Annotated in this window: 21 protein-coding genes; 13 read left to right on the forward strand and 8 right to left on the reverse strand. The window is 38.4% G+C overall.

The features are described 5' to 3' along the window. Positions 1-42 precede the first annotated feature (42 nt). The gene (locus BLS59_RS20335) at positions 43-1,020 is read right to left on the reverse strand and encodes an NmrA/HSCARG family protein (protein ID WP_091152018.1); all 978 of its coding nucleotides are present in this window, start codon (positions 1,018-1,020) and stop codon (positions 43-45) included. 116 nt (positions 1,021-1,136) lie between these two features. On the opposite strand from BLS59_RS20335, the gene BLS59_RS20340 reads away from it, so the two are divergent. Both BLS59_RS20340 and BLS59_RS20345 read left to right on the forward strand, forming a co-directional pair. Beyond that, the gene (locus BLS59_RS20340) at positions 1,137-1,547 is read left to right on the forward strand and encodes a winged helix-turn-helix transcriptional regulator (RefSeq protein ID WP_240315294.1); all 411 of its coding nucleotides are present in this window, start codon (positions 1,137-1,139) and stop codon (positions 1,545-1,547) included. Between the two features lie 56 nt (positions 1,548-1,603). Then, positions 1,604-2,026 (forward strand): DUF1810 domain-containing protein, encoded by a 423-nt coding sequence (locus BLS59_RS20345; RefSeq protein WP_091152020.1) that lies wholly within the window; start codon positions 1,604-1,606, stop codon positions 2,024-2,026. 228 nt (positions 2,027-2,254) lie between these two features. Here the strand turns inward: BLS59_RS20345 and BLS59_RS20350 are convergent, their stop codons facing one another. Continuing rightward, positions 2,255-2,920, reverse strand: coding sequence for a hypothetical protein (locus BLS59_RS20350; RefSeq protein ID WP_091152022.1), 666 nt, complete (start codon positions 2,918-2,920; stop codon positions 2,255-2,257). 268 nt (positions 2,921-3,188) lie between these two features. After that, positions 3,189-4,046: a LytTR family DNA-binding domain-containing protein gene (locus BLS59_RS20355; RefSeq protein WP_091152024.1), complete on the reverse strand. Its 858-nt coding sequence runs from the start codon at positions 4,044-4,046 to the stop codon at positions 3,189-3,191. Positions 4,047-4,156: 110 nt separating this feature from the next. On the opposite strand from BLS59_RS20355, the gene BLS59_RS20360 reads away from it, so the two are divergent. Then, positions 4,157-4,537: a hypothetical protein gene (locus BLS59_RS20360; protein WP_091152026.1), complete on the forward strand. Its 381-nt coding sequence runs from the start codon at positions 4,157-4,159 to the stop codon at positions 4,535-4,537. A 105-nt stretch (positions 4,538-4,642) separates the two neighbouring features. Beyond that, positions 4,643-5,221 (forward strand): RNA polymerase sigma-70 factor, encoded by a 579-nt coding sequence (locus BLS59_RS20365; RefSeq protein WP_162842709.1) that lies wholly within the window; start codon positions 4,643-4,645, stop codon positions 5,219-5,221. A 248-nt stretch (positions 5,222-5,469) separates the two neighbouring features. Here BLS59_RS20365 and BLS59_RS20375 read toward each other — a convergent pair whose 3' ends face one another. Continuing rightward, a complete protein-coding gene (locus BLS59_RS20375) occupies positions 5,470-6,060 on the reverse strand; it encodes a suppressor of fused domain protein (protein WP_091152032.1) in 591 nt (196 codons plus the stop codon). A 392-nt stretch (positions 6,061-6,452) separates the two neighbouring features. Here BLS59_RS20375 and BLS59_RS20380 point away from each other — a divergent pair, with 392 nt between their 5' ends. Then, positions 6,453-7,037, forward strand: a complete 585-nt coding sequence (locus BLS59_RS20380) for a hypothetical protein (RefSeq protein ID WP_143014189.1) — start codon at positions 6,453-6,455, stop codon at positions 7,035-7,037. Between the two features lie 364 nt (positions 7,038-7,401). Beyond that, on the forward strand, positions 7,402-8,064 hold the full coding sequence (locus BLS59_RS20385; protein ID WP_091152035.1) for a HEAT repeat domain-containing protein: 663 nt from the start codon (positions 7,402-7,404) through the stop codon (positions 8,062-8,064). A gap of 102 nt (positions 8,065-8,166) precedes the next feature. Here BLS59_RS20385 and BLS59_RS20390 read toward each other — a convergent pair whose 3' ends face one another. Then, the gene (locus tag BLS59_RS20390; protein WP_143014190.1) at positions 8,167-8,505 is read right to left on the reverse strand and encodes a hypothetical protein; all 339 of its coding nucleotides are present in this window, start codon (positions 8,503-8,505) and stop codon (positions 8,167-8,169) included. A gap of 371 nt (positions 8,506-8,876) precedes the next feature. Here BLS59_RS20390 and BLS59_RS20395 point away from each other — a divergent pair, with 371 nt between their 5' ends. Next, the gene (locus BLS59_RS20395; RefSeq protein ID WP_091152039.1) at positions 8,877-10,970 is read left to right on the forward strand and encodes a WG repeat-containing protein; all 2,094 of its coding nucleotides are present in this window, start codon (positions 8,877-8,879) and stop codon (positions 10,968-10,970) included. Positions 10,971-11,114: 144 nt separating this feature from the next. Here BLS59_RS20395 and BLS59_RS20400 read toward each other — a convergent pair whose 3' ends face one another. Then, a complete protein-coding gene (locus BLS59_RS20400; RefSeq protein ID WP_091152041.1) occupies positions 11,115-11,549 on the reverse strand; it encodes a hypothetical protein in 435 nt (144 codons plus the stop codon). Between the two features lie 249 nt (positions 11,550-11,798). Here BLS59_RS20400 and BLS59_RS20405 point away from each other — a divergent pair, with 249 nt between their 5' ends. The 4 genes from BLS59_RS20405 (at position 11,799) to BLS59_RS20420 (ending at position 19,590) form a co-directional block, all read left to right on the forward strand. Beyond that, positions 11,799-12,992 (forward strand): FecR family protein, encoded by a 1,194-nt coding sequence (locus BLS59_RS20405; RefSeq protein ID WP_091152042.1) that lies wholly within the window; start codon positions 11,799-11,801, stop codon positions 12,990-12,992. Positions 12,993-13,181: 189 nt separating this feature from the next. Further along, a complete protein-coding gene (locus BLS59_RS20410) occupies positions 13,182-16,724 on the forward strand; it encodes a SusC/RagA family TonB-linked outer membrane protein (RefSeq protein WP_091152044.1) in 3,543 nt (1,180 codons plus the stop codon). 9 nt (positions 16,725-16,733) lie between these two features. Next, a complete protein-coding gene (locus tag BLS59_RS20415; protein ID WP_091152046.1) occupies positions 16,734-18,116 on the forward strand; it encodes a RagB/SusD family nutrient uptake outer membrane protein in 1,383 nt (460 codons plus the stop codon). Further along, positions 18,106-19,590: a TlpA family protein disulfide reductase gene (locus BLS59_RS20420; RefSeq protein ID WP_091152048.1), complete on the forward strand. Its 1,485-nt coding sequence runs from the start codon at positions 18,106-18,108 to the stop codon at positions 19,588-19,590. The genes BLS59_RS20415 and BLS59_RS20420 overlap by 11 nt, the downstream gene beginning before the upstream one ends. A gap of 44 nt (positions 19,591-19,634) precedes the next feature. Here the strand turns inward: BLS59_RS20420 and BLS59_RS20425 are convergent, their stop codons facing one another. Then, positions 19,635-19,958 (reverse strand): hypothetical protein, encoded by a 324-nt coding sequence (locus BLS59_RS20425; RefSeq protein WP_091152050.1) that lies wholly within the window; start codon positions 19,956-19,958, stop codon positions 19,635-19,637. A 631-nt stretch (positions 19,959-20,589) separates the two neighbouring features. On the opposite strand from BLS59_RS20425, the gene BLS59_RS20430 reads away from it, so the two are divergent. Together BLS59_RS20430 and BLS59_RS20435 are read left to right on the forward strand one after the other, a co-directional pair. Then, positions 20,590-21,654 (forward strand): sensor histidine kinase, encoded by a 1,065-nt coding sequence (locus tag BLS59_RS20430; protein ID WP_091152052.1) that lies wholly within the window; start codon positions 20,590-20,592, stop codon positions 21,652-21,654. Continuing rightward, complete coding sequence (locus BLS59_RS20435) at positions 21,651-22,358, forward strand: LytR/AlgR family response regulator transcription factor (protein ID WP_091152054.1); 708 nt, start codon at positions 21,651-21,653, stop codon at positions 22,356-22,358. Before BLS59_RS20430 ends, BLS59_RS20435 begins: the two co-directional genes overlap by 4 nt. On the opposite strand, the gene BLS59_RS20440 is transcribed toward BLS59_RS20435, so the two are convergent. Beyond that, positions 22,355-25,189 (reverse strand): lantibiotic dehydratase, encoded by a 2,835-nt coding sequence (locus tag BLS59_RS20440; RefSeq protein ID WP_091152056.1) that lies wholly within the window; start codon positions 25,187-25,189, stop codon positions 22,355-22,357. The two genes, BLS59_RS20435 and BLS59_RS20440, sit on opposite strands and share 4 nt — an antisense overlap. Positions 25,190-25,350: the final 161 nt, after the last annotated feature.

Consider the following 25,350-nt stretch of genomic DNA (forward strand, 5'->3'; position numbering starts at 1 on the left):
CGTATCAAATTCTTCAATCTGAAAAAAGGTGTGCTCAAATAATCAATAGGAAAGCTTTTCACCCTGCCAGCCGGTTGTGCGTAAAAAATTCTCCCAATTCAGACTGTCAGGATTCATCCGTTGGCTCCATAACCAATCACGGTCCTTTCCAAAATAGCCATATTCAACAGCGTACTCAGCCATCCCCAAAACCTCACGCAATAAAGGTTCATTTGAGGCAAAGTCAGGGAAATGGTATAGGAAATCTTCGCGCGTAAATGCGGAACTATATACAGCTTTCCGGCCGGTTACACGTGTGAAAGTATCGACCATTTCCTGTGGCGAAATAAGATCTCCTATTACTGGCATGGATATGCCGGAATACCGTTTCGGATTTGAGAAAATCTCCAAAACCGCTGGCCCGGTTGCAGTAAGCGGATCAACAAATGGCGCACGGAAATCCTTCGGTAGATAGATCGGAAATACGAGCGTATCACCCAGCAATTTTGGTGTATAAAACTCAATGAGATTTGTAAAGAAAAAAGCCATGTAGATAAAAGAGCTTGTAACAGGAAAGGTACGGATATATGCTTCCACTTCGGCTTTATCCGTAAAATGGGGTGCAAATTTCTCCCCGTTTGTGATCTGATCTACGTTTTCCAGGCTACTGAAAATAATATGTTTTGCACCTGCTTCAACTGCCGCATCTGCCAGTTGTTTGCCCAATTCAAACTCATGCGTTTGCGGTGGCACAATACTTGGCGTCATCATAAACACGCCATGCGAGCCTCGGAATGCTTTCTCGTAATCTTGCTGATAGCCCACATCAAGTGGTATGCTTACTAATTCAGCTCCCTGTTCAATCAGCCTGATTGCCTCCGGTGAATCCATGCGGCGGGTTATACCCCGCACGCAATAACGTCCGCTATCTAAAAGCGTGCGGGCAGTACTACGACCCTGCTTGCCTAAAACGCCCACGATTGTAATGAGCGGCTTTTCATTTTGAGCAGGGACCTCATGTTCTTCTAAATTCAATTCCATTCTATTTGTTATTTTAGTGAATATTGTAACTATAAAAATTATAGTTGCAAAACTATTTTTAGTCGAATACATTTGCAATAACTATCACTTTCGATAGTCCTTAAAACAATAGAATTGTGAAGACAGAATGTATCGGTGACCATGTAAAACTGAACGGTAAAATGTATCCGTGTACCGTAAGCCTGGCTATGGATCTCATTGGCGGGAAGTGGAAGAGTGTGATTTTATATCATTTAATGACAAAATCATTGAGATACAGTGAACTTTTAAAAGAAATGCAGACCGTAACGGAAATGACGCTTAGTTTACAATTAAAGCAATTGGAAAAGGACGGATTAATTGTAAGGAAAGTATTTGGGAAAAAACCGCCTATTAAGGTTGTTTACAGTTTAACTGACTTTGGTAAAACCTGTATCCCTACTTTACAGGCTATCATGACGTGGGGTAACCAGATCACCGAACAAAAAGGGGAATTTATCCAGAACCTGTCCCGAAATACGATTTGCAATAGAAACAATAAACAATGAGGTCTCATAGGCGTTAATAAATCCGTAAGCAGGCAGAAATTAAATCCTGCATTTAAATGGAAAATAAAAATAGCCTTCAACGGTTTATAGATGCACAAGCTCAGGATTACTACATCGCACTAACTGAAATCAAAGGTGGATATAAGCGCAGTCATTGGATGTGGTATGTTTTCCCGCAGGTAGCAGGGCTTGGCTTTAGCCAGATGGCTGAGCGCTATGCCATTAAGGACTTGGCTGAAGCAATTGCTTATCTCGCCCATCCGTTATTGGGGCAACGGCTGATTGAGATATCAAACGCGTTGCTACAAATCCCAGGAAATAATGCCACTCAAATTATGGGAAGTCCTGACGATCTGAAATTGTGGTCTTCCATGACTTTATTCTCATTGGTACCGGCTTCAGATCCGGTGTTCGAAGCCGTGCTCAAAAAGTTTTTTGACGGCAAAAGGGATAATGCCACTCTTCAATTAATTAATTAGCCATTTAAACTAATAGAAATTGCTTCTGGTGAATATAATAGCCTATAGCCATACAAGGCTATTTTGGCTTAATTAGCTTTTATATTTTAACTAGTAAATATTTACGTGGTACATAATGGTTATTACTCGAAAGGGTTGCATCACATATCTATTGCCAGTTCTGAACGGTAATAAATTTCATTAAATCCGTCGGGTTGATTTGCTTACGATGATTGACTGGCTCCTGACTTAACCTGCTATCATTATCCGTTTAAAGCGAAGATATTTGTGATCGATAATATCAAAGTCGTAGATGATGTTGTGCTCACCTTCGCTGACATAATCGCCATTTTCATCGTTGCCATTTAGATAAGCTATATTTAGAGAAAGCGTTTGGCTTTCTTTATTAAAAGTCACAATCATGTAATAGTATCCATCTTTGTCGTTAAATTTAGGGCTTTCACTTTCTCCTTTATCAAAGAGTTTAGCCGATTTTATTTTGAGCAGGCTCCTGACAAATGCGGGCCTGAAAAGCTTTGAGCTGTAACGTTCAAAGTCCTTTTCAGAAAAAAGTTCCGGGCCATTCCGGACTTTTTCTAGTTCTGCTTCTGTATCAAAAATAGCATACCAGATCTGCGTGGAATCTGCATTTAGCGGAAAATTGAAATAATTCTTAAGCTTCGGCGTATCCTTGTCATTTGCCGCATTGCGAAAATTTCTAAAATCATCGATCCATGTATGTACTTCGGGGTACTGTTTTAAAGTGCCTGCAAGTTTATCAGAGCCAGCGCCCGGCGTTTTATCCAGATTTCTGCTTGTAACAGATTTAGTATGCGTGTCAGTACTATTACAGGCACATGTTACCGCTAATACAATTACAATGGCTGAAGCATTTAAAAGGTTATGTGTCTTCATAAGCATAAAGGTGGCGGAATAAAATTAAGGCTGCGAATCTTTTTTGCATACCCTGTTTTAATAAATCTTGTGGCCTCTTCATAGTCTACGATCAGTCATTTAAAAAACGGGATGCCTGCAAATATACCAGCCATAGTTCGTGAAAAGCACGTCGCGATCACCTTATTGTTGCCTATGGTATAGTTTGTGGCAATTATGTGATAGAGATATGTATGTAACCGTTGCCTCTGCGGCAGAAAGTATTGCCTTTGAAGTAAAATTAAAGAGCTTATGCGGCCTGATCGATCCACTTTTTAAATGCCAGAGCGCGTTTTTGACTAATGATTACATCTGAGTTAAAGGAAGGATGCAGTTCCGCTTTTAATTTACCATACGACAGCAAATCAAACCCTTTGCAGGTCTGCCGGTGAGCAATTATTTGCCGGTTGATCCGGAAAAATTTCCTTTCCGGTAGCTGTTCCTGTACCTCATCTAATGAAAGGCTAATAAAAAAATCTTCACCTGTGACCGTGCGCAGGAAATTGCTTTCATCTTTACGATAGCAATAGGCAATCTGGTCCATGCCTAATAAAACGTTTGCGGCCCCTTTGCTTACCTGAAAAGTTTCTCTCACGGCATCATTAGTTATAGGCGTGGTTTTATCCATCCTATCAATAACTTCTTTTGCCTGCGCCCATCTTTCGTAAAAGTAGTAAGCAATATAATAGCAATTGATAATGAGGATTTGCAGGAGGATAAACTGGAAGTCATAACGCAGGTAGGAGGTATCCAGGATATTGACACCATTCAAGCGAAAGTATAATGCCGCCAGGAGGAAAGCCAGGAAACCGGGAATCATTAATCCGAAAAATAGTTGCAGTCCGGTGCGGTAAACGGGCTGTTGCATCCAATCAAATTTTTTATCCAGCTTGATGACAATGTAACGGACAGAACCGAATAATAAAAAGGCGATGATAAAGCTCCCGGTAAATGCGTAATAATATTCCGGTGTCAATAAAATCTCAAAGGTTGATTGTGTTTCCCCATATACAATCACAATATGCGTTGCTATAATACAGACAATTAATCGGAGATATAAATCTTTATAGGCTATTGGCGAAGTATAACTGAGTGCGGCTTCCTGCATAAGTTTTGCTCTTTCTGATCCTTATGTAAAAATGATGGATAATTACCTAATAGTTAATGTATTCTAACGATATTAGGTTTTAATTATTATTAAATAAATCTACACCACACATGACAAAACAATTATTTACTCCTGCGGGGGTACAAGCAAAGGTGGCAGAGCTGTATGCCCTGCCTGACGCTAATCTTCAAAGAGAAGCAGGTTTAATGAGAGCAGATTTCAGATCCTGGTTAAACACCAATTTCTCGCTGGACACCAAGCAGGCGGCCTACTTAGCCGGTATGGATATCCGCTTCCTGCAAGATGCGGGGGAACTTACTGCATCTTCGGCAAGCGCAAAGCTTGGCATTTCATTGGTCGCGCCAAATCCACCTGATGTTTTCAGCAGTAAGTATATTACTCCGGGCAAACGGCCAACACCTAAATACGATTCAGGTAGCGGTTACAGCATAACCGGTTCGCTGGAATTCACTATTGGTTATACCATATAAATGACAGGGCATCATGGAATAAACCATGATGCCTCTCTTATTTAAAATACTGAAAGTCTTGCAGTAAAAGGACTTTATGCCTACATTAGCTTCACAATGGCAGCAATGGATACCTCAGCGATGAATGACGGGGCTTTACCGATCCACATGGGTGAAGCAACGGATTTCGAGCGTATCTTTCTTTTATATCATGCACCACTTCGTTATTACTGTGAACAGCTAACAGGAGTGGAGGAAGAATGCGAAGATATCGTAAGCCATTTATTTCTCAAACTTTGGCAAAAGCAAGTCGAATTTAAAAGCGCGGCGCATGCGCAGGCCTATCTCTATCGTTCCGCCAAAAATGCCTGTATAAATTTTATCAGGAACGGGAAAACAGCGTTTGAAAAAGAAGAAGTTTTAAGTTCAACTTCTACAGAATTTTCAGAAAACCATCTCGATGTCATCATTCGTACAGAGGTTTGGGCGGAATTGTACAGAGCTATTGCAGGCCTGCCGCCACAGAGCCGCAAGGTAATTACCATGAGTTACTTAGAAGGCATGAGCAATCAGGAAATTGCTGATGAGATGAACCTTTCATTGCAGACCGTTAAGAATCACAAAGTACGCGGACTTAGCTTACTAAAAGAGGGCCTGCCTGATGCCAGCCTGATCTTATTGTTTAGCTGCATGCTCTTAAAATAACGCTAGCTGTAATACCACCTCCAATTACTATCATAATTTTGGTCAAAATTCTCTTTACTATTAAAACTGGCATTGAAATTTTAAGTGTGATATACCAAAGAACGTATTCTTCCTTAATCGCAGAAGTCTGTTTCTGTTGCTCCGTATTATTGAGTGCTTCATTAGTATAAAGAAAAAGGTTACATACTGTCCAAAAGCAATAACTTCCGAAAGGCCCGCTGTGTCTTTCTTTAAAGGCATTTCGATCATTATAGTACGGATTTCCTGTCGAAATTATAAAAATCAATTTCGTGCTGCTGTAGTAACGATTCCAATGCGTCGTCACCATTCTTCAGCTTAAATTCCAGCTCTTTGTCGGAAATTGGGATGCAAAGCAAAAAATGGACCTCTTTGTTATCCAGTTTTAGTTGGTCTAATTTATCTTGCCACAAAAAGGGAGCTGTAAAATAAATGTGTTTCATTTCAGTATTCTGGTAATAAAACTGCATTATTTTCATAAAAACAGCACCGGGGCGACATTCAAATTTGTCTTTGGCGATATAAAACCCACATGTTGATAGTACATTCGATGCCTGATTGTATATTTTATAAGTTGCCAGTAACAGCTCTACCGGGATATTAGTAGAACCAATCATATTAGGATGATCGGATAAACCAATGGTACTATAGATATTAACGCTGTTATCAATTGGATCTGTTACACTTAATATATCAAGTTGATTCTCTTCTTTTTCGTCGTAATAAGGGAATATTTTGGGTTCAAAGCCTAATGCCCCGGCAACAAATCTCCCTAACTTTATATTATCAGCTGAGGGTGGGATGTTCTTTGGTTTATCCATTCTTATATAATTATTTCAATTCATCTTTAATTTACAACTTATTTATTTAGGTTGCTAAGGTATTTAATGATAAATGGATTCATCAAAAGTTTTATTTGTACAGGCGGGTTTTAAATGCGAAGCTATTTAAAAAATGTCTACATTGGGCGACTACGCAAATTGCTGGAACGTCTTGAAAGCATAGGGGGATCAGGTTTTATATTACATCTTTTAAAGGATAAGTCATTATATTACAGCTGGCATAATAAATTTGATGCACAGGGGTGAAATCAAACTACCGATAAACTTCTGTTCGCTCGAAGTATAAACCAAGGCTGGGAAGCTGAGATTACAATTACACTATAAATTCAATTAAACTTCGAATGTCCAAAGTTAAAATAAACCTACTTTTTATGCTACTGTTAGTTGGCACTTCAATGGCAAATGGACAAACAAACGTTTATAAAGAACATTCATACCGGAAGATATTTAAACTTAAATATCCTCAGGAATATATTGTTGAGGAACTAAGTTACCCTTTGAAAGACCAGTATTCTCAAAGTTGGATTTATAAGTATAAACAAAGAGAATCTATGACTGTCCGTTTTACGGAAGGATTTGAAATAAAGCCTGCAGAAGAATATTTTGAAAAGGAGGCGGCAGACGAACAGGGTTATGCAAAGCAACTCGTTCCTGCCAAGCCGTATAAAACAACTCAGCCAACTTCCTTAAACTGGTATTACAGGAAATATTGTACCAAAACACCTGGATTGCCACTGGATACGCTGGATGAATACACATTCTTGGACGATAAGGCGTCAACCTCTATAACCTTTACTTTTCAGCGGATTCCTCAGAAAGAAATAGATTATCTGGTTAGCCAGGTTAGGTATACCAAACCGAAGTGGGAAGCGAGCGACTATGTCTACTTATTTATAGGGATAAGTATATTTATAGTCTATTTACTTATCAAATTCAGGCGAAAGAAAGCGTTGTAAAAGCGATTTATCGTCACTACGAGCTTGTGTCAACATGGCCGCGTCTTCGCACTTCCATTCCTAATTTAGTGATCTTTCCGAATAGACACGCGTACTCAAATTTCGAATTCAGTAACATAAATATTGCCATTAATTTTCAAAGTTGGAAAACTATGAGGTGAAATCCGGAAGCAGCCAATATGTCTTTATATTTGGAAAAGAATATCAGAACAAGATTTTTGGGAAAGTGGATTCAGGTGACTTTTTATGTTTTGAACGACTACCGATCGATTAACTTGTATAAAGTGATTTTAAAAATATTTTATAACAATTCAATCAATTAAAACTGAGCACTCAATTTATTGATAGCAAACACAGCATTTAGATGGACAAATATTTAACAGACTTAGTTGAAAGAATGTCGGACACCAGCGACCAAATTTTAAGAGCTGGTTTCGACGGCTCCAGGACAATTTCGTGGAATGCTTTAAGAGAAGCGGAAAAAATTAACAACATAACGTTCATACCCCAACTCATTTCACTAATAGATAGTGAGATGAATAAAAAGAAACGAAGCAAAGCTTATTTTCTTTTGGGGCACATAGCGAAGAACACTAATAATTTTGAAGCTTTAAGTTATCTAATTGCCCGCATTAATAAGGAAAGCGACAAATACATAATCTCTTCTCTACTTGAAAGGATTGCCTCTATCAAAAAACCACTTGGGACAGATTTACAACCTTTACTTCAGGCCACTCGAAGCGAAAAGTGGTTAATCAGGCACAGTGCTATACAATCATTAAGCAATACTTCAGACAATCTTGCAGAAACGGCGTTGATCAATATCATTGACAATACAGATGATCCCTATGATCTGACCTATTCAAATGCGACGCTAAATACTATAGGAACGTCCATAGCTATTCCATTTCTGGAAAAGCACTTAAAAAGCAAAAAAAGAGATGTTAAAAATTCGGCACAGTATGCAATCGATGAAATTAAAAAACGCATAAAAACTCAAAAGGATACATACGGTTTAGGCAGCTAAAAGCATACCTAAACTGGCATTTATCATCATTAGGTTAACTGCAACCAATAAGAAATAGAAAGGTATTTTTCATCGCATAATGAGATAAATCGTAAAAGTTACCTATTTATTGGCTGCCATTATTGATCCTAGCAAAAGGAATAGGCCACCTGCTCCAAATACAAATGCCCAATATTGCATTTTAATAAAAAACAGGGAATGGTCTGGTTTAATCAGAAACTCCCGACCGCTTGCCTTGTCAATCATCACCCGGTTTTTGGCAGGTGAATTAAACTTTTTACCAATAAACCAAATTGCGGTTGCTGCTGCAAAACAGCCCAGGCATGGGCCTAAAAAGATGCTTTTAGGGAACAACTCCCATAAAAGCACACTAAAAATGCCTATTATCGCGGCCGCAATAAACGGAACCAAAAAACCGTAACCTTTCCAAATGATGAACATAGTTTTGTTTATTATATTAATAGTTACCTCCTTCACCATATGCTTATGCACTAAAGGAAATATATACAATTACAAATTAACTCTCTATTTGTTATGAAGTACCTCAACCTGGAGCAGTGAAATCGCTATCGATGGTAAAGAATACATCCAAAGTGTAAATAATGATGTGTTTTTTTTGTACGTCTTTTCAAAACAAACGACGGATTATATCCTTAACAGATAACCTACGATATTACTGATGCTTCAACTGAACATTAGGGCATCGCGCTGATTGACCTTACTATAACCACAATTAAACTATGCCTATTTCTGTTACTAATGTTTGCGTTTGCCATACCAAAATATATTTGCTCACCTAACCACATCTGCTTATGAAGTTTTATAATAGTCTGATCACACTTATATGCTTTCTGTTTCTTTGTGCCTGTTCCGGGCCGGTGAAAAAGAATAGCAAGCCGGATAATTCGCTAAATGACAAATTATTAAGCGCGCTTAAGGGTAAAAGCCTGAAAGAGATCCGCGAGCTTATGCAAGCCCAGTCTACCCAGTTTGATGCCCTCTTTAAATTAGCCGATATCAGACTGGAGATCACTCCCGGCTCATCTGATAAAAACAATACCGACGAAGGTGTGATCCGCGAGCCATTATACCAATTCACACCGGCAGCTGCTGTTGAGGATGGCTTGAAAGATGTGTCATCAAATTTTACATTTCAGCAGGAGATTAAACCCGATGGCTCATCGCTGTTAACCTACCTAGCTAACAATTACACTGCCCCGGATTTTTATAGCAAGGATAACAACAAAGCTGTTTTAACTACATCTGTATCTATCCAGAAGCTGTACCTGCATGACCATTCGGATTCTAAATACACGGAAACCACCGAAAAAATTGACGACCCCGTACAATTAGCATCCCGCAAACCTATCGACAGCATAACAGCCCGGCTAACATTCAATGTAGTAAATAAAGTAGAGCGGGCCATACTAAGCAAAGATGAGCCCAAAAAAGATATTGGAGATGGATACGTTGAGTTAAAGCAAATGGGCGGTAGCTCGGCTAGATTAATGATTAGCGGGCATACCGAGCGGGTTTTGGCTGTTGCGGGCATAGATGCAAAAGGAAGGGTAATAGATCAAAACAGCACAAGTAGTAATTCGTTACCATCGCCTGCTAAGCGCAAATATTTTGAAGAATTAAATAAGGTACTCAAAAGTGCCGTGGCAGACATTGATGCAGGAAAATATAAAACGACAGATGCATTACTTACCGCTATAAAGCCAAAACTTCCTGCGGGTCCCGCCGAAGATGAGTTATCAGCTCAAAATGATCTCCTTTCTTCTTATCATTTTTATCAGGATATATCCAAAATTGTAGTTTATTATGCCAGCGAAGTAAAGGATATTACGCATACCGTTACCTTAAAAAACCAACAGGTTATAGCCAGTGGACTGTCCTTGGCACAGGGAGATAAAGAAGAGGTAAACGGAATTATCAATGCCGATGGCAGCTGGCTGATTAAGCCTGTTTACAACAATTTGATCGAGATCAATCCTTATTATTATAAATCATGCAAAGGCAGCAGGGACAACACTTGCGATTTTTACAGGCTCGATCCAGGCAATAAAAAACTGATCAACTTTAAAGATACCCGGCTTGCCGGCTATGCCGTGGGCGCGGCTCAGGGCATGGAAAATGTGATTTTTTATAAAATAGATCCTGCAGATTTAACCGTGCCTCCCAAGGGACTCCTAAATAAACAGGGAGAGGTTATTTTGAAGCCGCTTTATGATATAATAGACCATGCGGGTAATTATTTGCTCGCCGCCCGTGAAAATCCCAAAACGCAGAAAGACGAATTTTCATTATTTACACAAACCGGCGTGCCGGTAATTGCCTCCAGTGAAGAAGCTATAGGCCATGACGGGCTATTTATATTTGTGAGATTGAAAACAAGCGCCAATGACGTGGTGAAAAAATATCAATTACTGGATAAAAATACCGGAAAAAGCTTTTTACCAGCCGGGCTATACAGCCAGGAAACGAATTGGAACGAAGGCTTAATGCTTGTAGGTAACGGGAAAAGCAAGTTTTTTATTGACCGCACCAAAACCAAGAAGATAGATGTTTCTCAGTATACAATTATAAAACCTTTCAGTCATGGTTATGCTAATGTAAAAAGCCCAAAAGGTTTTTGGGGTGTCATTAATATCAAAGGCGATTTGGTACTTGGTTGCACTTATGATCAGATCTCGACAGTTTATAATAACCTGTGTCTGCTTAGTGATAAAGGACAAGACCAAAAAGAGCGCTACGGCCTTTTCAATGTAGTAACAGGTGATATGGTTGTGCCAATGATGGCCTATGCTGATGATAGCTATGGTTCTGTACATGGAGAAGGCGCAACAACTATCTATTATATCGGGGGCAAAACTTATGATGCCTTCGGTAAGAAAATTAAATGATAATAAAGGCGGCTGCTATTTTATTAATCGTACCAGCAAGCGATTTTATATTTGAGGGCATAGGCCTTTTTTGATATTAGGAAGCTGCCATTATTATTTTCTAAATAAGCCTGTGATGCATCAATCCAATTGATAAGAATATTCTTATTTGAAATATTGAAATTCCCATTTGCTTTGCCTGAATTCGAAAGAATTGTGATAGGAATCGTCTTGGGGATGATAAAATGAAAAGTCAATTTGCGGGTGTTGATGATCGAACTCTTCGATGACGGAATGTGGGGTGTTCCATTTCCCGTTCAAATGAAGCTTAGTAAGATGCTTATCTTTCCAAACCTGGTCGGCCAAAACATCCAGGTTACCGATATTAGCCATTAGGCTGGTGAGTTGCTTGGGTAATGTTTTGATCAGCGTTAGGGTAACCGCCTCACAGAATACCAGGTTGAGCGAAGTTAAATTCCTGTAATCTTCCCAAGGAAACGCCTCGAGCTGTGTTATCGTAAAACCCTCGAGGCGAACCTCAGCCGCTTTGCTAATCGAACTATTTTCGGGTTTGAGTATGATTTTAGTGTGTTTTATCATTGGAGGGGATTAAAAATGTTTTTCTTAGGCAAGATGATCTTGTAAAGTTCAATATAAAAGTTTTATAAACCTACGAGGTTTACAGGTATTTCATTTGCATGGGGACAACACATAAACAAAAGCATGATCTGTAATATAGCCGGGCAACTACATCAATGTTTGCGTCATTTAAAGAAAAAGTAAAATAATTGTAAACTGAATAGGTACTTTTTGGACAGTTGCGTGTATTGATATTAATACAGCGACAGCATGGCACAACCAGACTTTCCAGAAGCACAAAGAATCATATATCTCGTAAGCCGTTACATCGACGGCGGAATTGATTTTGCAGAGTTGCAAGAATTGGATAACTGGCGCAAAGCAAAGTCAGATAACGAAATATTGTTTGCAGAGCTTACGAATAAACAAAACCAAGATCAGGCTATCCGCAGGATGCAAAGCTATGATAGCCAAGAAAGCTTAAACAAACTACGGCAAAAGATAGCTAAGGAAAAATTAAAAGATAACGCCGCCACACAACTTTGGAAGCTGTTGCTTACCGCTGCGAGCATCACCCTATTAATAGGCACTTTCCTCTTCTTCTACTTTGAGAAACAAGATCATCTTAACGATAAAGCCGCGCTCAAACCAAATCCACAATATATCCCAGCCGGAACTAATCAAGCTATACTTACGCTTGCGGGTGGAAAGAAGGTAATCCTTAACAAATCTGCCAACGGCATCATCGCAACCCAGGGTAATATACAAGTAAAAAATGCAAAAGACGGAAAGCTTATCTATTCTGAAACGGGGCAAATAAATGGAAGCACCTCAGTAGAATACAATACCATTGAAACACCAAGAGCAGGCAAATATAAAGTTCAATTACCCGATGGTACAAACGTATGGCTGAATGCTGCGTCCTCTCTTCATTACCCTATCGCATTTAATGGTAAAACCCGCGATGTAATGCTTACAGGTGAAGCCTATTTTGAAGTAGCAAAAGATAAGCATAAACCCTTTACAGTAACCAGTTCAGGACAAACGGTTACAGTTCTCGGCACGCACTTCAATATCAATGCCTACAAAGATGAAAGCAATATCAACACTACGTTGTTGGAAGGTTCCGTTCGTGTTAACGCAAATGATAAGCAGGCATTACTTAAACCTGGTGAGCAGTCAATATTAAGCGGTGAAACAATTAAAGTTTCCAAGGCAAATACCCATTTGGCAACAGCATGGAAAGACGGACAAATGGCTTTTGTTCATACAGACCTGAAAAGTGTTCTTCGTCAAATATCCCGTTGGTACAATGTAGATGTGGAGTACGTCGGCAAAGTCCCTGATATCTCGATTTCGGGCGATGCCTCCATGGATGCTGATTTATCAATCATGCTAAAAATGCTGCAATTCTATAATGTACATTTTGTACAGCAAGGGCGCAAACTTATTATCACTAATTAAAAACAATCAACCCAATTCATAACCAATTAACCCCTTTGCGTATGGTATAGATAAGAGCAGTTTATAAGACATAGTTAATGCCCCCAGCAAAGAATAAAGCCGAAAGTGCGACTAACACTTTCGGCCGAATTGGGGGTTCTGACACCACAAACAAACCTGATTGATTTATTTACCCAACACAACAAAAGTATGAAATTAATATCATGCGCGGGGCCGCCTATGGCTGAAAATAAGCGCAGCGTTATTCACCCAAAAACGTTTTTCATCATGCGGCTGATCATCTTCTTAACCATATTATCCTGCCTGAAAGTTTCAGCGAATGTATATGCACAACAGATCAGCATTAACGTGAAAAACGCTCCAGTTGAAGCTGTCCTAAAAGATATTAAAAAGCAGAGCGGATACAGCCTAATAGCCGAAGATCACTTATTGGATAACGTTCGTGGCGTATCGCTCATTTTAAAAAACGTCTCTATCCAAAAAGCGTTAGACGAATGTTTTAAAGAGCAATCTCTTACTTATCAAATTGTAGGCAAAACAATTTTGATAAAAAGGAAACCACAACCACAAAAGACAAAGGTTATCCCGCCTACTGGAATTCAAATAAAAGGTATGGTAACTGATACTGCTGGTGAACCTATACAAGGGGCAGTTATCAAGGTTAAAGGCAAAAACATCGCGGCAATAACAAATGGTGATGGCAGCTTTGAAATCAAAGACGTTTCCATGGATGCTACTTTGATTATCAGCTCTATTGGATATAAAACAGAATCGGTTCCGGTATCTGATATACCTGATTCCTTTTTGAAAGTGTCCCTTAAGTTCAACGTTACCTCTTTAAGTCAGGTGAGTATTGTAAGTACGGGTTATCAACAATTACCTAAAGAGAGGGCTACCGGATCATTTTCAAAGGTTGATAATGTCTTACTAAACCGTCAGGTTAGCACCAACATTATCGATAGATTGGAAGGGAATGTACCGGGACTGCTTTTTAATAAAAATACCGCTAATAGCGTTAATGGCAACAATGATATTAATATCCGGGGCCATAGTACACTATTTGCAAACGATCAGCCGTTAATCGTTCTTGATAATTTCCCTTATGATGGCGACTTGGCTAATATAAACCCGAGCGATGTTGAAAGCATAACCATATTAAAGGATGCTGCGGCTTCAAGTATTTGGGGTGTACGTTCAGGCAACGGTGTGATTGTAATTACGACAAAAAAAGGGAAAAGAACACAGGATTTGAAGATTGAATTTAACGCCAACGTTACTATTGGGAGTAGGCCAAACCTCTACTACAAAGGCAATAGCCAAATTAATTCAAGCGACATTATTGACATTGAAAAAAAGCTTTTTAAACAAGGATATTATGATAGTGACCTAAATAATTCTGCATACCCTGCAATATCACCGGTGGTTAACTTATTGAATAAAATAAAAAATAACCAATTGGATAGCATTTCAGGATATAACCAAATTAATGCCATGAGAGGTAATGATGTGAGGCAGGATTTGCAAAAGTATTTTTATCAAAAATCTATTAACCAGCAATACGCACTAAATTTTCAGGGCGGTGGAGAAAAAAGTGACTATTATTTTTCTTTAGGGTACGACAAGAATCGCAGTAATAAGGTCGGCAATGACAATAACAGGATAAATTTAAGCACACGGTTAAATTTCTATCCAACAAAAAAACTCAATTTTCAGGTAGGTGTAAATTATACCCAAACGAATTCATCCGGTAACACTACGTTAAATGATTTAAGCAGGCTAAATGTCCCAACCTATTCAGATCTGGTTGATAACAAAACAGGAAAGGCATTAGCACTCTCAAGACGTAACCCGGACTATATCGATACTGTTGGAGCCGGTAAATTTCTCGATTGGAATTACAGACCCTATGACGAATTGAGTTTTTCGGACAATCAGACCAAGCAAATTCATGATTTAATTAAGCTTGGGGCAAATTACAAGATTATCGAGGGATTAACAGTCAGTGCGAACTATCAATACGAATATGCAAATACAAATTCTAATAACAACAACACCCTATCTACATACTATGCCCGCGACCTGATCAACCGGTATAGAGATCTGAGTAATGCGAATCCTTATCCGGTTCCGGTAGGAGGCATATTAAATAGAACGCAGGATCAGTTAATCGGCCATCGCGGCAGGCTTCAGCTAGATTATAATAAAGATTTTGGTCAGGATCACCGTTTGGTTGTTCTGCTTGGCTCGGAAATTAGCCAAACCATTACAGAGAGTAACTCTAATACTTTATACGGTTATAATAAAGACACGGAAACCTTTACCAATGTGGACTTTGCCACCAGTTACCCCACAAACCCTGGAGGGGCTGGTGTTATTCCAAACATTAACAACATAGCAAAATACACGGATCGATACCTGTCTTATTTTGCAAATGGAAGCTATACATTTAAGGATCGCTATATATTTTCTTTAAGCGGGCGGATCGATAAATCAAATCTTTTCGGGGTCAACACAAATCAAAAGGCAGTTCCCCTGTATTCGACCGGGCTCGCATGGAACTTTTCCAAAGAAGATTTTTACCATTCTGAAATATTGCCCTACGGAAAATTAAGGGTGACTTATGGCTATAATGGTAACATTGATAAAAGTGCTACTGCTGTAACCACGTTCGCGACTAATAATAATTCACCCTATTACGGAACGCCATTTGCTGACATTGCAAATCCCGGCAATCCTGAATTACGCTGGGAGAAAGACAGGATTATAAACTTTGGAATTGATTTTGGATTTAAGAACAATATTTTATCTGGAAGCATCGAATATTATTTAAAAAACGGGATTGATCTTTTTGGGAATTCCCCCCTTCCGGGTTCGACAGGTTTGACTGCTTTTTATGGCAATACAGCAAATACCCAGACACACGGATTCGATATTAACCTGAATAGCATTAATATTAAATCCGAAAAATTTCTTTGGGTTTCCAATTTGCAGGTTAGCCGAGCGCTGGACATCGTAACCAAGTACAATGCACCGACAACATCATTGAATTACCTGAGTGGTATGAGGGCCGAAATAATTCAGCCTTTACAAGGGAAACCTTTATTTGCCATATACAGTTTTCGGGCTGCTGGATTAACACATGAAACGGGCGATCCGCAAGGTTATTTAAATGGCGTACTAAGTACCGATTATGCAAACATTATTTCATCGACCACGGTTAACGATATGGTTTATAATGGCCCCGCAAGGCCAACCGTTTTTGGCTCTTTTCGAAATACGTTTTCATATAAAAAACTATCGCTCTCTTTTAATATAATCTACAAATTCGATTATTATTTCAGGGCACCGGTTTATACGTCATCCGGTTTATATGCAGGTGGAGCATCTTTGGACTATTACCAACGCTGGCAAAAGCCAGGGGACGAGACTAAGACAAAGATTCCATCCCTTCAAAGTCTTCCAATTGACAACAATCGTGAAACTTTTTATACCCTTTCGGATACATTTATTGAAAAAGGCGACCACATTCGTTTGCAAGATGCATCATTACAATATGACATCAATTTAAAAAGCAAAAAGAAAGGTATGATTACAGGGTTACAAGTATATGGTTATGCCAACAATATAGTTATCCTATGGCGTGCAAATAAAAGTGGTATTGACCCGGATGTTTATTCTAATGGTTACGCAAACCCACGTACAATTTCACTAGGTATTAAGGCAAAATTTTAATTTAAAAAGATGAAAAACTTATTCATAAAGCTAACGCCCATCATGCTCCTGTTTCTACTTTTCAGTTGCAAAAAGGAGGATGAATTCCTATCGGCAAAGCCCAACCAGTCTTTAGTTATCCCTGCCACTTTGGATGATTATGAAAATCTATTAAACAATAACCGCATTTTTAATCAGTATACCGATCCATCACTAGGACATGTGAGTTCTGATGAATATTATGTCACCGATGCTTTATTCAATGTAGCCAATACAAATACAGAAAGGAATGCTTATATATGGGCAAAGGATATCTATCAGGGGGAAACTTTTGGGGATAGTGATTGGGATGTGCCTTATCAACAGGTTTATTACAGCAATGTAATATTGGAAGGAATTTCCAAAATCACTCCAACTACAGCGCAGCAAGTTCAATTTAATAGGATCAAAGGCAGCGCACTCTTCTTTCGTGCGTGGGCATTCAACGCATTAGTCCAAAATTATGCTATGCCATACGATCCGGTAACCTCAGCTACTGATCTTGGCATTCCATTACGTTTAACTTCGGACTTGAATGTCAAATCAACAAGGCCAACGGTTAAGGAAACATATGAACGTGTTGTAAGTGACCTGAAACTGGCAACTCAATTGCTTCCTGAAAACAGTAACCAGAAAACGCTTCCCTCTGGTATAGCGGTACTTGGCTTACTTTCTCGGGTTTATCTGACTATGGGCGATTTTACAAATGCCTATGATGCTGCAAATAAATATCTACAAAAGAACAGCGTACTGACAAACTACAATACGCTAACACCAAGGACGTTTGCAATTCATACTACGTTTTTAAGTGAAGATATTTTCCATACTTCCTTTCAAACATCGTATGCTATGGCAGGTCGTAGTAAGGCACTGATTGACCCAAGCTTTGTTGCATCCTATGATAACAATGACTTGCGTAAAACTTTAATGTTCAAATTGGCAAGCGGTGTTTATCATTTTGTTGGAAGTTATGATTATCGGGGCTTTCCTTATAGTGGTATTGCTACAGACGAAATGTATTTAAACAGAGCTGAATGCAGCGCGCGTGCTGGGAATACTGATGCTGCAATGGCTGACTTGAATAATTTACTAAAAACAAGATGGAAAACGGGTTCCGTTTTTACACCTTATCAGGCAGCAAATGCAGACATCGCTTTAAAACAAATCCTGGCCGAACGTAAGAAAGAACTTTTTTTTAGAAGCATTAGGTGGACGGATATCCGCCGGTTAAATAAGGAAAAGGAATTTGCGGTAACGCTTTCACGGACAATCAATGGCAAAACTTACATACTGCCACCCAACGACAAAAGATTTGCGCTGCCTATTCCAAATTCAGAAATTCAATTAAGCGGTCTTCAACAAAATGAACGATAAATTATTGAAAAAAGGTATCTGCAAAAAGTATTGTGGAACCTTACTTTTATTTTGGAGCGTAATGATTTGTGCAGTTAATATGCCCACCGATTTAGCCGCCCAAAAAATTAATAATTCAACCAAGCAAGCAACTTTATCAATAATATTAAGTTTTCTTAACCATAAGGATTCGGCTATTCTCACCATAAACAAATGGGGCCTAAATCAAGAGAAATTAGATACAAAGATTGTCAGTAAAATTAATGCTGGCAGAATTAACTTTTTATTTCCCCTAGAACATGCTTCATTGATTAATATAAGCCTTCCTAATAATGGATTTATCAATAATAATGCAAAGAACTCATTAGATAATACTGAGTTTATTATTTGTCCTGGAGACAAAGTGCAGTTGGTTTATAATGAAGGAACAATCGTCTTTACAGGTAAAAATTCAGCAACATATAATTGCCAATATCAGTTGGCTAGCTTTGAGCAAAAATTATGGGCAAAGCATAATAAGCCGCAGGTTTTGGAAAGGATTGATTTAAAAGCGGAATTTAACTTCAGGGATAGTGTCCTTTTTAAGGAATTGGAATTTCTGAAACCATACCAAGACAAAATTCCTAAAATTATTTTGGCAAGAATCCGATCTGATTTATTTTATTCAACGGAGGGTTATAAATACTCAATCCTGAATTTAAAACGTAAAAAGGCATCGGACATTGGTTATGATTTTAATAACGGATCTAAAATTGGCGTAAATGTTTACAGCTCCATTTATTCATCGATTATCCCACCTTACGTAGTAGAAAAATTCAAAAACGAATACGGTTTGATGCAGAAAAAAGATTTCAAACTAGGACAATGCTTTAATTACGTGAATAGTCAATATAGCGGGGACTTAAAGGAGCAAATATTGACTTACTTATTGCTTAAGAATATTAATTCTGACAGTCTAACAACGTATCGAAATATAGCCCTAAACACATTTAAAAATGATTCGCTGAAAAATATTTTATTTAATCAGACTGATGCAAGGGTGGAAGGAAATCCAGCCTATAATTTTACCCTTCCCGGCGAGGATGATAAAAGCCATTCACTTTCCGATTACAAAGGTAAAATTGTTGTGCTTGACTTTTGGTTTACAGGATGTGGTGCATGTACCCAATTAAAGCCTAAGCTGGAAATGATTGAACATGAGGTAAGAAATAGCAACGTCGTTTTTATTAATATTTCAATTGATAAAGACCGCGATAAATGGCTTAATAGTATTAAATCCGAAGATTATACTGTTGGTAATTCTGTAAAACTCTACACGGGGGGATTGAGGGAGGCAAATCCTGTAATTAAATATTACGGCGTTAAGGGTTATCCCACAATAGTTCTTATTGGCGCTGATGGAGCACTTTTACGTAACGTGGTAGATCCCAGACTTGATAACGGTAAGGATATGTTAGCATTAATTAAAGGTCAAATTAATAAAACAGCCAACTGAATTTAAGTTGGCTGTTATGTTATTTTGAATCCGCTGACTAACTGTTATTGATATGCGTTTCCACTCACCGTTTGTCCCGCAGGTACTACACCATCTGTTGGAGGCGTACTTACACTGATTTCGCAAGTTGCGTTTGTTAAAGGATGGCACTCCAGACCCTCGGTTTCGGACAATTCCGTTGTCCAAATAAATTTGGGGCCGGTACCAGGGTTTTCTACTCTTATTGCATAATAAGTAGTGTTACCTGATTTTGCTTCTGCTGGTGTAACGGTTGCTTCAGTTGTTTTTGAATTATCAGCTTTGCCTTTGGCGTTTGCTGATGTCAAGGCCAAGAGGCCCATACCGAAAATGAAGATTACTTTTTTCATTTTACGAAGTTTTGCTTTGTTTATTTTTTTGGTAAAAAACGTTTGTATTCTTTAAATCCCCGTCATAATAACTCTAGGCCGGATGGGATGATTGTGCTTGGAACATCAAATCATAGTAAGTAGTAAGGCAAAGGAATTTAAGAAGATCGCGTCGCGAATTTGGAACAGTGTAGGCCTGAAGAAACCAATCTAAACAAAAAAAATATCAAATTATATTGGATCGGAATAGGGAAAACTTATAGAGGTATCATTTAATTAAACTCACATTCAATTCATTTGAGATTTAATTTTAAAATCTGCGTTTTAATATGCCGGTTTGACCCGGCATATCTGAAATTGGTAGAAAAGCTTCAATAAACTCTAAACAGTGCAATTGATGCTTGTTGTTGGAATTGTTGTAACCATCCATGTCGTAGGGTCACTTGCATTACCATTCTTACTTTGTGTAAATGAAAATGCTGTTTTCCTTTTGACTTTCATTACCGGGTTTTTGTTTGTTTTCATGATTTTTCTCCTTGTTTGGTAACATAAAATTACAACTGTAAACGGCTAAAAAAGCCACTCAAAGTTCATTTAAAGCGCTTTAATCCTTAAACACCCAGTTTCTTCCACTCAACACCCCTTTTTGAATATGCAGACAGGCACATTTACAAAACAATTAAATTCAAAGCCATTAATTTCAAAAATTGGACTTCATATCTTGTTTATTTTTTCATTCATTTTTTTTGAAAAAGTAGTTTCATTGATCATGCGTCCCACCGCGCCAATAGCTCCATCTTTATTGTATTACATCCCTGCAATTGGAGTTTTTTACTTTAATACTTATTTCGTGATGAAACTTTGGAATAAAACTATTTCAAGCTTTATTAAAATAATGTTTTTAATTCTTGTGGAAATAAATGTCTACTGGATTTCATCACTATTTATAACCTCTGTTATCACAAAGCATAGTATCTCTGATACAAAAGTTTTTAATACGGAAAATAATGTTGGGAATATTTGGAGAGGTAGTTATTTTTTTCTGTTTAGCTTATTGTATTGGCTCCATTTACAAAGTATTAAAAGCAATCGAAGAGCGGATGCATTAGCACTGGCAAACGCTGAAGCTGAACTTGAAAAAGTGAAATTGGAGAACAAGCTTTTAAGATCGCAGATCAATTCTCATTTTCTTTGTAATACTCTCAACTCCATTTATGCAATGGCAGATGGCCGCGAAGAACGAATCGCAAGGGCCATAAAGCTTACATCTGATTTCGTGCGCTATACCTATACGGACTTCGCGCAAGACAATGTGCAACTCGTACCACTAACAGAAGAAATTGAACAACTAAATGGTTTGCTTGAAATTTGCAGCATCCGCTTTGGTGAACTTCCTATACAATTTGACATCAACATTGAAAAGGATTCAGATTTTAAGATACCACCGGTTCTACTGCTCACCTTCGTTGAAAATATATTCGCTCATGGATTATTTAACGATCCTGGGCATCCCGTTACGATCTCTGTTAACCTTACCCAGACTGAATTCAGGTTCCGTACCAGGAATATGAAGAATGATGTAACTACCCACCCAAGCACTGGTATAGGAGTTGAAAACGCCAAAGCACGGCTGGCTACTTATTATCCTGACCGCTTCCAGTTTAATACCTACAATACTGACAATTATTATTCACTTGATCTAAAAATTACTTTATGAGCATACGTGTATGTATTGTGGATGATGAACTTCCCGCAATCCAATTATTATCGAATTTCGTTGAAAGAACACCCGGCCTGCAATTGGTAGCCGCGGAAACAGAATCTGCCATTGCAATGGAGAAAATCTCTAATGGTATAATCAAAGCTGATGTAACTTTCTTAGACATCCAAATGCCTGTGGTGACAGGAATACGAATGGCCCCAATCATCATGGACAAATGTCTTATCGTATTTTCTACTGCGCACGGAAAATTTGCCCAGGAGGCCTTTGACCTCAACGCGGTTGATTACCTGAAAAAAGTTTTTGACTACCCAAGGTTTCTTCAAGCGGTAAATAAAATAAAGTTAGCAATGGCGATGAGAACTGCACATGTTCCCACACAGTTTAAAATAAAACTCGCCAAAAAAGGAGTCCATGCGATCATTAATGAAGAGGATATTGTGTCCATCGAAAGCCAAAATGGCTACGTCATTTTTAAAACGTTTGAAGAGGATTATAAATCACCTGACTTTACATTGGAAAAGACATTACAGATTTTATCACCGGACTACTTTATGCAAGTTCATCGCTCTTTTATTATCAATATGAAAAAAATCAAAAAAGTCATTAATAAAACAGTCATGATGAACAACGATTATGTTGTACCGATTGGCGAGAGTTTTGAAAAAGAATTCTTCGAACGTTTTCACAGCAGAACTTAAGCCGTGTTAGTTTGAATCTTGGGATTAAAATTAGCTCTTGCTTTGCGTTCTTTAATATCCTTTGTAAGAAAATAATAAAAGATCATTTCGTGTGTCCGCTGCTCAGTGGTGAACAGCCGGTTGATGTGCATATGCATCAGATCGGCAAATAATTGGTAACGGCCAGACGGAACACAAAATCGGATGGTGCTCAAAAAAGATTCTGAGAAGGACTTTAATTTGGGGTGCTTACCAGCCGCTAATGGCATTGCATTTCTGTAGACCTTATAAGCTTCGTTTAGTTTTTTATATGATGCCGGATTGGCCTGGTGCTCTTCATTCATCGAATTAGATATACGATCAAGCATGTCATCAAAGCTAGATGAATTGAAAACGTTGCTGTCACGCAAGGAAAGTACAATTTCGCGGCACGTGGCGTATAAGGTGTTTACTTCCGGTGATTGCTTGAGTACATTCAGCACATAGGTACTGTCAGCATGAAAATGATTTTCTACCCGCTCCATGTTCAGCGAACCATATCGTGCCAACTCCCTTTTATAAGTCCTGATCGTAAAATCAGAAACAATGCCGGTTTGAATTTCCTCCTTGAGCAATTCGCTTAAATCGGTAATAACCAGTTGTGCTTTATTAGCATTATGAAGCTGCAGCCTTAAACGGAGATGAAAACCATTTTCAGTGTACCGAATAAAAAACCATCGGCAGATCAGTCTTTTACGATCCTTCAAAAGTGTTGTAATCTGATTAATAAGAATAGAATCCGCTCTTTGGGGATGGGAAAAAATTTCAAAGTAAAGCCATTCTTTGCCGGGAGGTAGAATAGCGGTTTGATGCTTCACCGCTTGAATTTCACTTTTTGATTTTGTCGCTTTATAAATCTCCTTATCATGATAAAGCGCTACGATCCATTCGCTGCAATAAACCCTTCCCTGGTCGTCTTTTACCAAACCTTGCTGCTCCTGAAATGCTTCTTCTATAAGTAATGTCTTTCTCTTTTTCAGGTACTCCATTAAAATAACCATATCCTCATTGCTTTCGGTATCGAAAAGCAAAGTCTGATCGCCGGTACCGGCTTTGCAATACCTGGATATTGATTTGCTTTTTAGTAGTTCCCTAAAACGCTCAGGGGCGTTATGTTGAGCATCAAGTTTTAGATCTGAAAAAGAAAGCAGCCATTTAGATCGGGAAATAATGATGTTCTTAAATTGAATTCGGGGGTAGTAATTTAATCCCGGTATTAAATGTTGGAAATTAATAGAAAGGTTGTTTGCGATGCCCTGATTTTGCAGGTCGCATAACAATCTGAACAGCGGGAGATCAGAGCGGCCATAATTATATGCCGAGGCCATGCGCGGGACCAACCTTTTATTGTGTTTCTTAGATCGCAATATCAGCTCTCCGTGTAAAACATGAAGATAGAGATCGCTTATTTCCAAAGGGTTTTGTGATAAATCATAGTTCAAAAGATTTAATTGCATTCCATAGATCGCGCGACGCCTGTTGATATTGTCTACATGATTTTCTGCTGTGTACCCAATGTCAAAAAAAAGAACGCCGGGATTGGCTTGCTGCTCTATTTCCGCAATCCGTTTGCAATAATCTGTCACCTCGTCGCTGGCCAATGTAAACCGGCCCGCAATTCCATTTGATGTGGCACCACCCAGTGATTCAAGGCATAACATTCCAAAAGCATCTGATAAAACTGCATTAAAAGTGTTAGGCAGCGTTTTAACCGCATCATTGTTCACAGGTAACTTTTCAAGAGAAATAACATGGTTGTTGATCCCAGAATTCTGTAAAAGCTCCTTGTACAAAAAGTCCTTTAGATGATGGTCGTTATTAGAAGTTGCTGCTTCTTTATTTTTGTTGACTATTTCCACTACTAAAGCCTGGTGATCTCCTGTCTGAACCAGATCTCCGTAACCAATACCAATTTCCGGATCAAGTGCTTCCATGACAGGTACTTCTCTTCGTTCAAATTTTCTGGTAAAATCGAAGATGAATTTGTCCAATGTAGCATTATTACGAATGGGTACAATCTGGTGCAGAAGCAGGGTAAGTTCCGTGATGTCTTTAAAAACGTGATGGTTGATATTACCTTGAATATTTTGCCTTTCCGCAATTACATACTGCGGAAGCGAAGGCGTATTTGTAATACCTATTCGTTCAAAATATTCTTCTCCAATAATGTTGGGATGGCAGCTCGTGAAAAGTAACTGTAAAGAAATTAAATAATTGATAGCTTCAATAAATTGCTCTGCGTTTGAAAATAGATGTAGAGATGCTTCCTGCAAATCAGATGCTCTTATTTTCCTTTTGCAAATCTGAAGTATTTGATGCACCGTACTATCTAATTCAATTTCAGAAAGCTCAAATTTATCGTCAATGTAACTTAAATACCTTATCGAATCCAGGATGATATAATGACTATCATTTGCGATGAGGTAACCTCCATTTTGCAGCAAAAGTTCTGTCGTTATTTTGACATTGCCTTTATACGGCCATGCGATAAAAGAATGTAGTTTTTGAGAGGGACATATAATGATGGATGAATCTGCCATATGAGCATCTATATGCGCTAATCCAAATCCAGCGAAGCTTCCATACGGCGTTGCCCGGAATTTGGCCCGGTTAAAGTATTTCCATACGGTATGGAAAATTGGCTTTGGAAGACTATAAATGTTATCCGCATTCGTATCTTTTATTTGATCGTAAAAATCTGACGAAGCAAGTTTGATGGATTCTTTTAACTCTTCCCATGAGTTTTCAAGAATTGCTGAAATATGGAACTGCGGTACTCTATAGATGGCCTGATCAAAGACGGAAATTTTCACTATTTAAAATTATATGGCCTAATTATACCAATTCCCATTATCACAATTAAAAAGTCCCCCCAGACAGGTAGATTTAGGCTCTAAACAGGATTTTTTATTAAAGTTTAGGGAAAGAAAACACGAATTATCGTTCTTTGATGTTGGTAAAATTCTTTATTGAT

It is taken from the genome of Mucilaginibacter pineti (assembly GCF_900101875.1).
GTDB classification, from domain to species: domain Bacteria; phylum Bacteroidota; class Bacteroidia; order Sphingobacteriales; family Sphingobacteriaceae; genus Mucilaginibacter; species Mucilaginibacter pineti.

Bases quoted from the DNA above. Each gene is read 5' to 3' on its own strand.
- BLS59_RS20335 (WP_091152018.1), bottom strand. From the start codon at position 1,020: ATGGAATTGAATTTAGAAGAACATGAGGTCCCTGCTCAAAATGAAAAG.
- BLS59_RS20425 (WP_091152050.1), bottom strand. From the start codon at position 19,958: ATGAAAAAAGTAATCTTCATTTTCGGTATGGGCCTCTTGGCCTTGACA.
- BLS59_RS20365 (WP_162842709.1), top strand. From the start codon at position 4,643: ATGGATACCTCAGCGATGAATGACGGGGCTTTACCGATCCACATGGGT.
- BLS59_RS20350 (WP_091152022.1), bottom strand. From the start codon at position 2,920: ATGAAGACACATAACCTTTTAAATGCTTCAGCCATTGTAATTGTATTA.
- BLS59_RS20415 (WP_091152046.1), top strand. From the start codon at position 16,734: ATGAAAAACTTATTCATAAAGCTAACGCCCATCATGCTCCTGTTTCTA.
- BLS59_RS20345 (WP_091152020.1), top strand. From the start codon at position 1,604: ATGGAAAATAAAAATAGCCTTCAACGGTTTATAGATGCACAAGCTCAG.
- BLS59_RS20360 (WP_091152026.1), top strand. From the start codon at position 4,157: ATGACAAAACAATTATTTACTCCTGCGGGGGTACAAGCAAAGGTGGCA.
- BLS59_RS20405 (WP_091152042.1), top strand. From the start codon at position 11,799: ATGGCACAACCAGACTTTCCAGAAGCACAAAGAATCATATATCTCGTA.
- BLS59_RS20380 (WP_143014189.1), top strand. From the start codon at position 6,453: ATGCTACTGTTAGTTGGCACTTCAATGGCAAATGGACAAACAAACGTT.
- BLS59_RS20420 (WP_091152048.1), top strand. From the start codon at position 18,106: ATGAACGATAAATTATTGAAAAAAGGTATCTGCAAAAAGTATTGTGGA.
- BLS59_RS20375 (WP_091152032.1), bottom strand. From the start codon at position 6,060: ATGGATAAACCAAAGAACATCCCACCCTCAGCTGATAATATAAAGTTA.
- BLS59_RS20435 (WP_091152054.1), top strand. From the start codon at position 21,651: ATGAGCATACGTGTATGTATTGTGGATGATGAACTTCCCGCAATCCAA.
- BLS59_RS20355 (WP_091152024.1), bottom strand. From the start codon at position 4,046: ATGCAGGAAGCCGCACTCAGTTATACTTCGCCAATAGCCTATAAAGAT.
- BLS59_RS20385 (WP_091152035.1), top strand. From the start codon at position 7,402: ATGGACAAATATTTAACAGACTTAGTTGAAAGAATGTCGGACACCAGC.
- BLS59_RS20395 (WP_091152039.1), top strand. From the start codon at position 8,877: ATGAAGTTTTATAATAGTCTGATCACACTTATATGCTTTCTGTTTCTT.
- BLS59_RS20400 (WP_091152041.1), bottom strand. From the start codon at position 11,549: ATGATAAAACACACTAAAATCATACTCAAACCCGAAAATAGTTCGATT.
- BLS59_RS20390 (WP_143014190.1), bottom strand. From the start codon at position 8,505: ATGTTCATCATTTGGAAAGGTTACGGTTTTTTGGTTCCGTTTATTGCG.
- BLS59_RS20430 (WP_091152052.1), top strand. From the start codon at position 20,590: ATGCAGACAGGCACATTTACAAAACAATTAAATTCAAAGCCATTAATT.
- BLS59_RS20410 (WP_091152044.1), top strand. From the start codon at position 13,182: ATGAAATTAATATCATGCGCGGGGCCGCCTATGGCTGAAAATAAGCGC.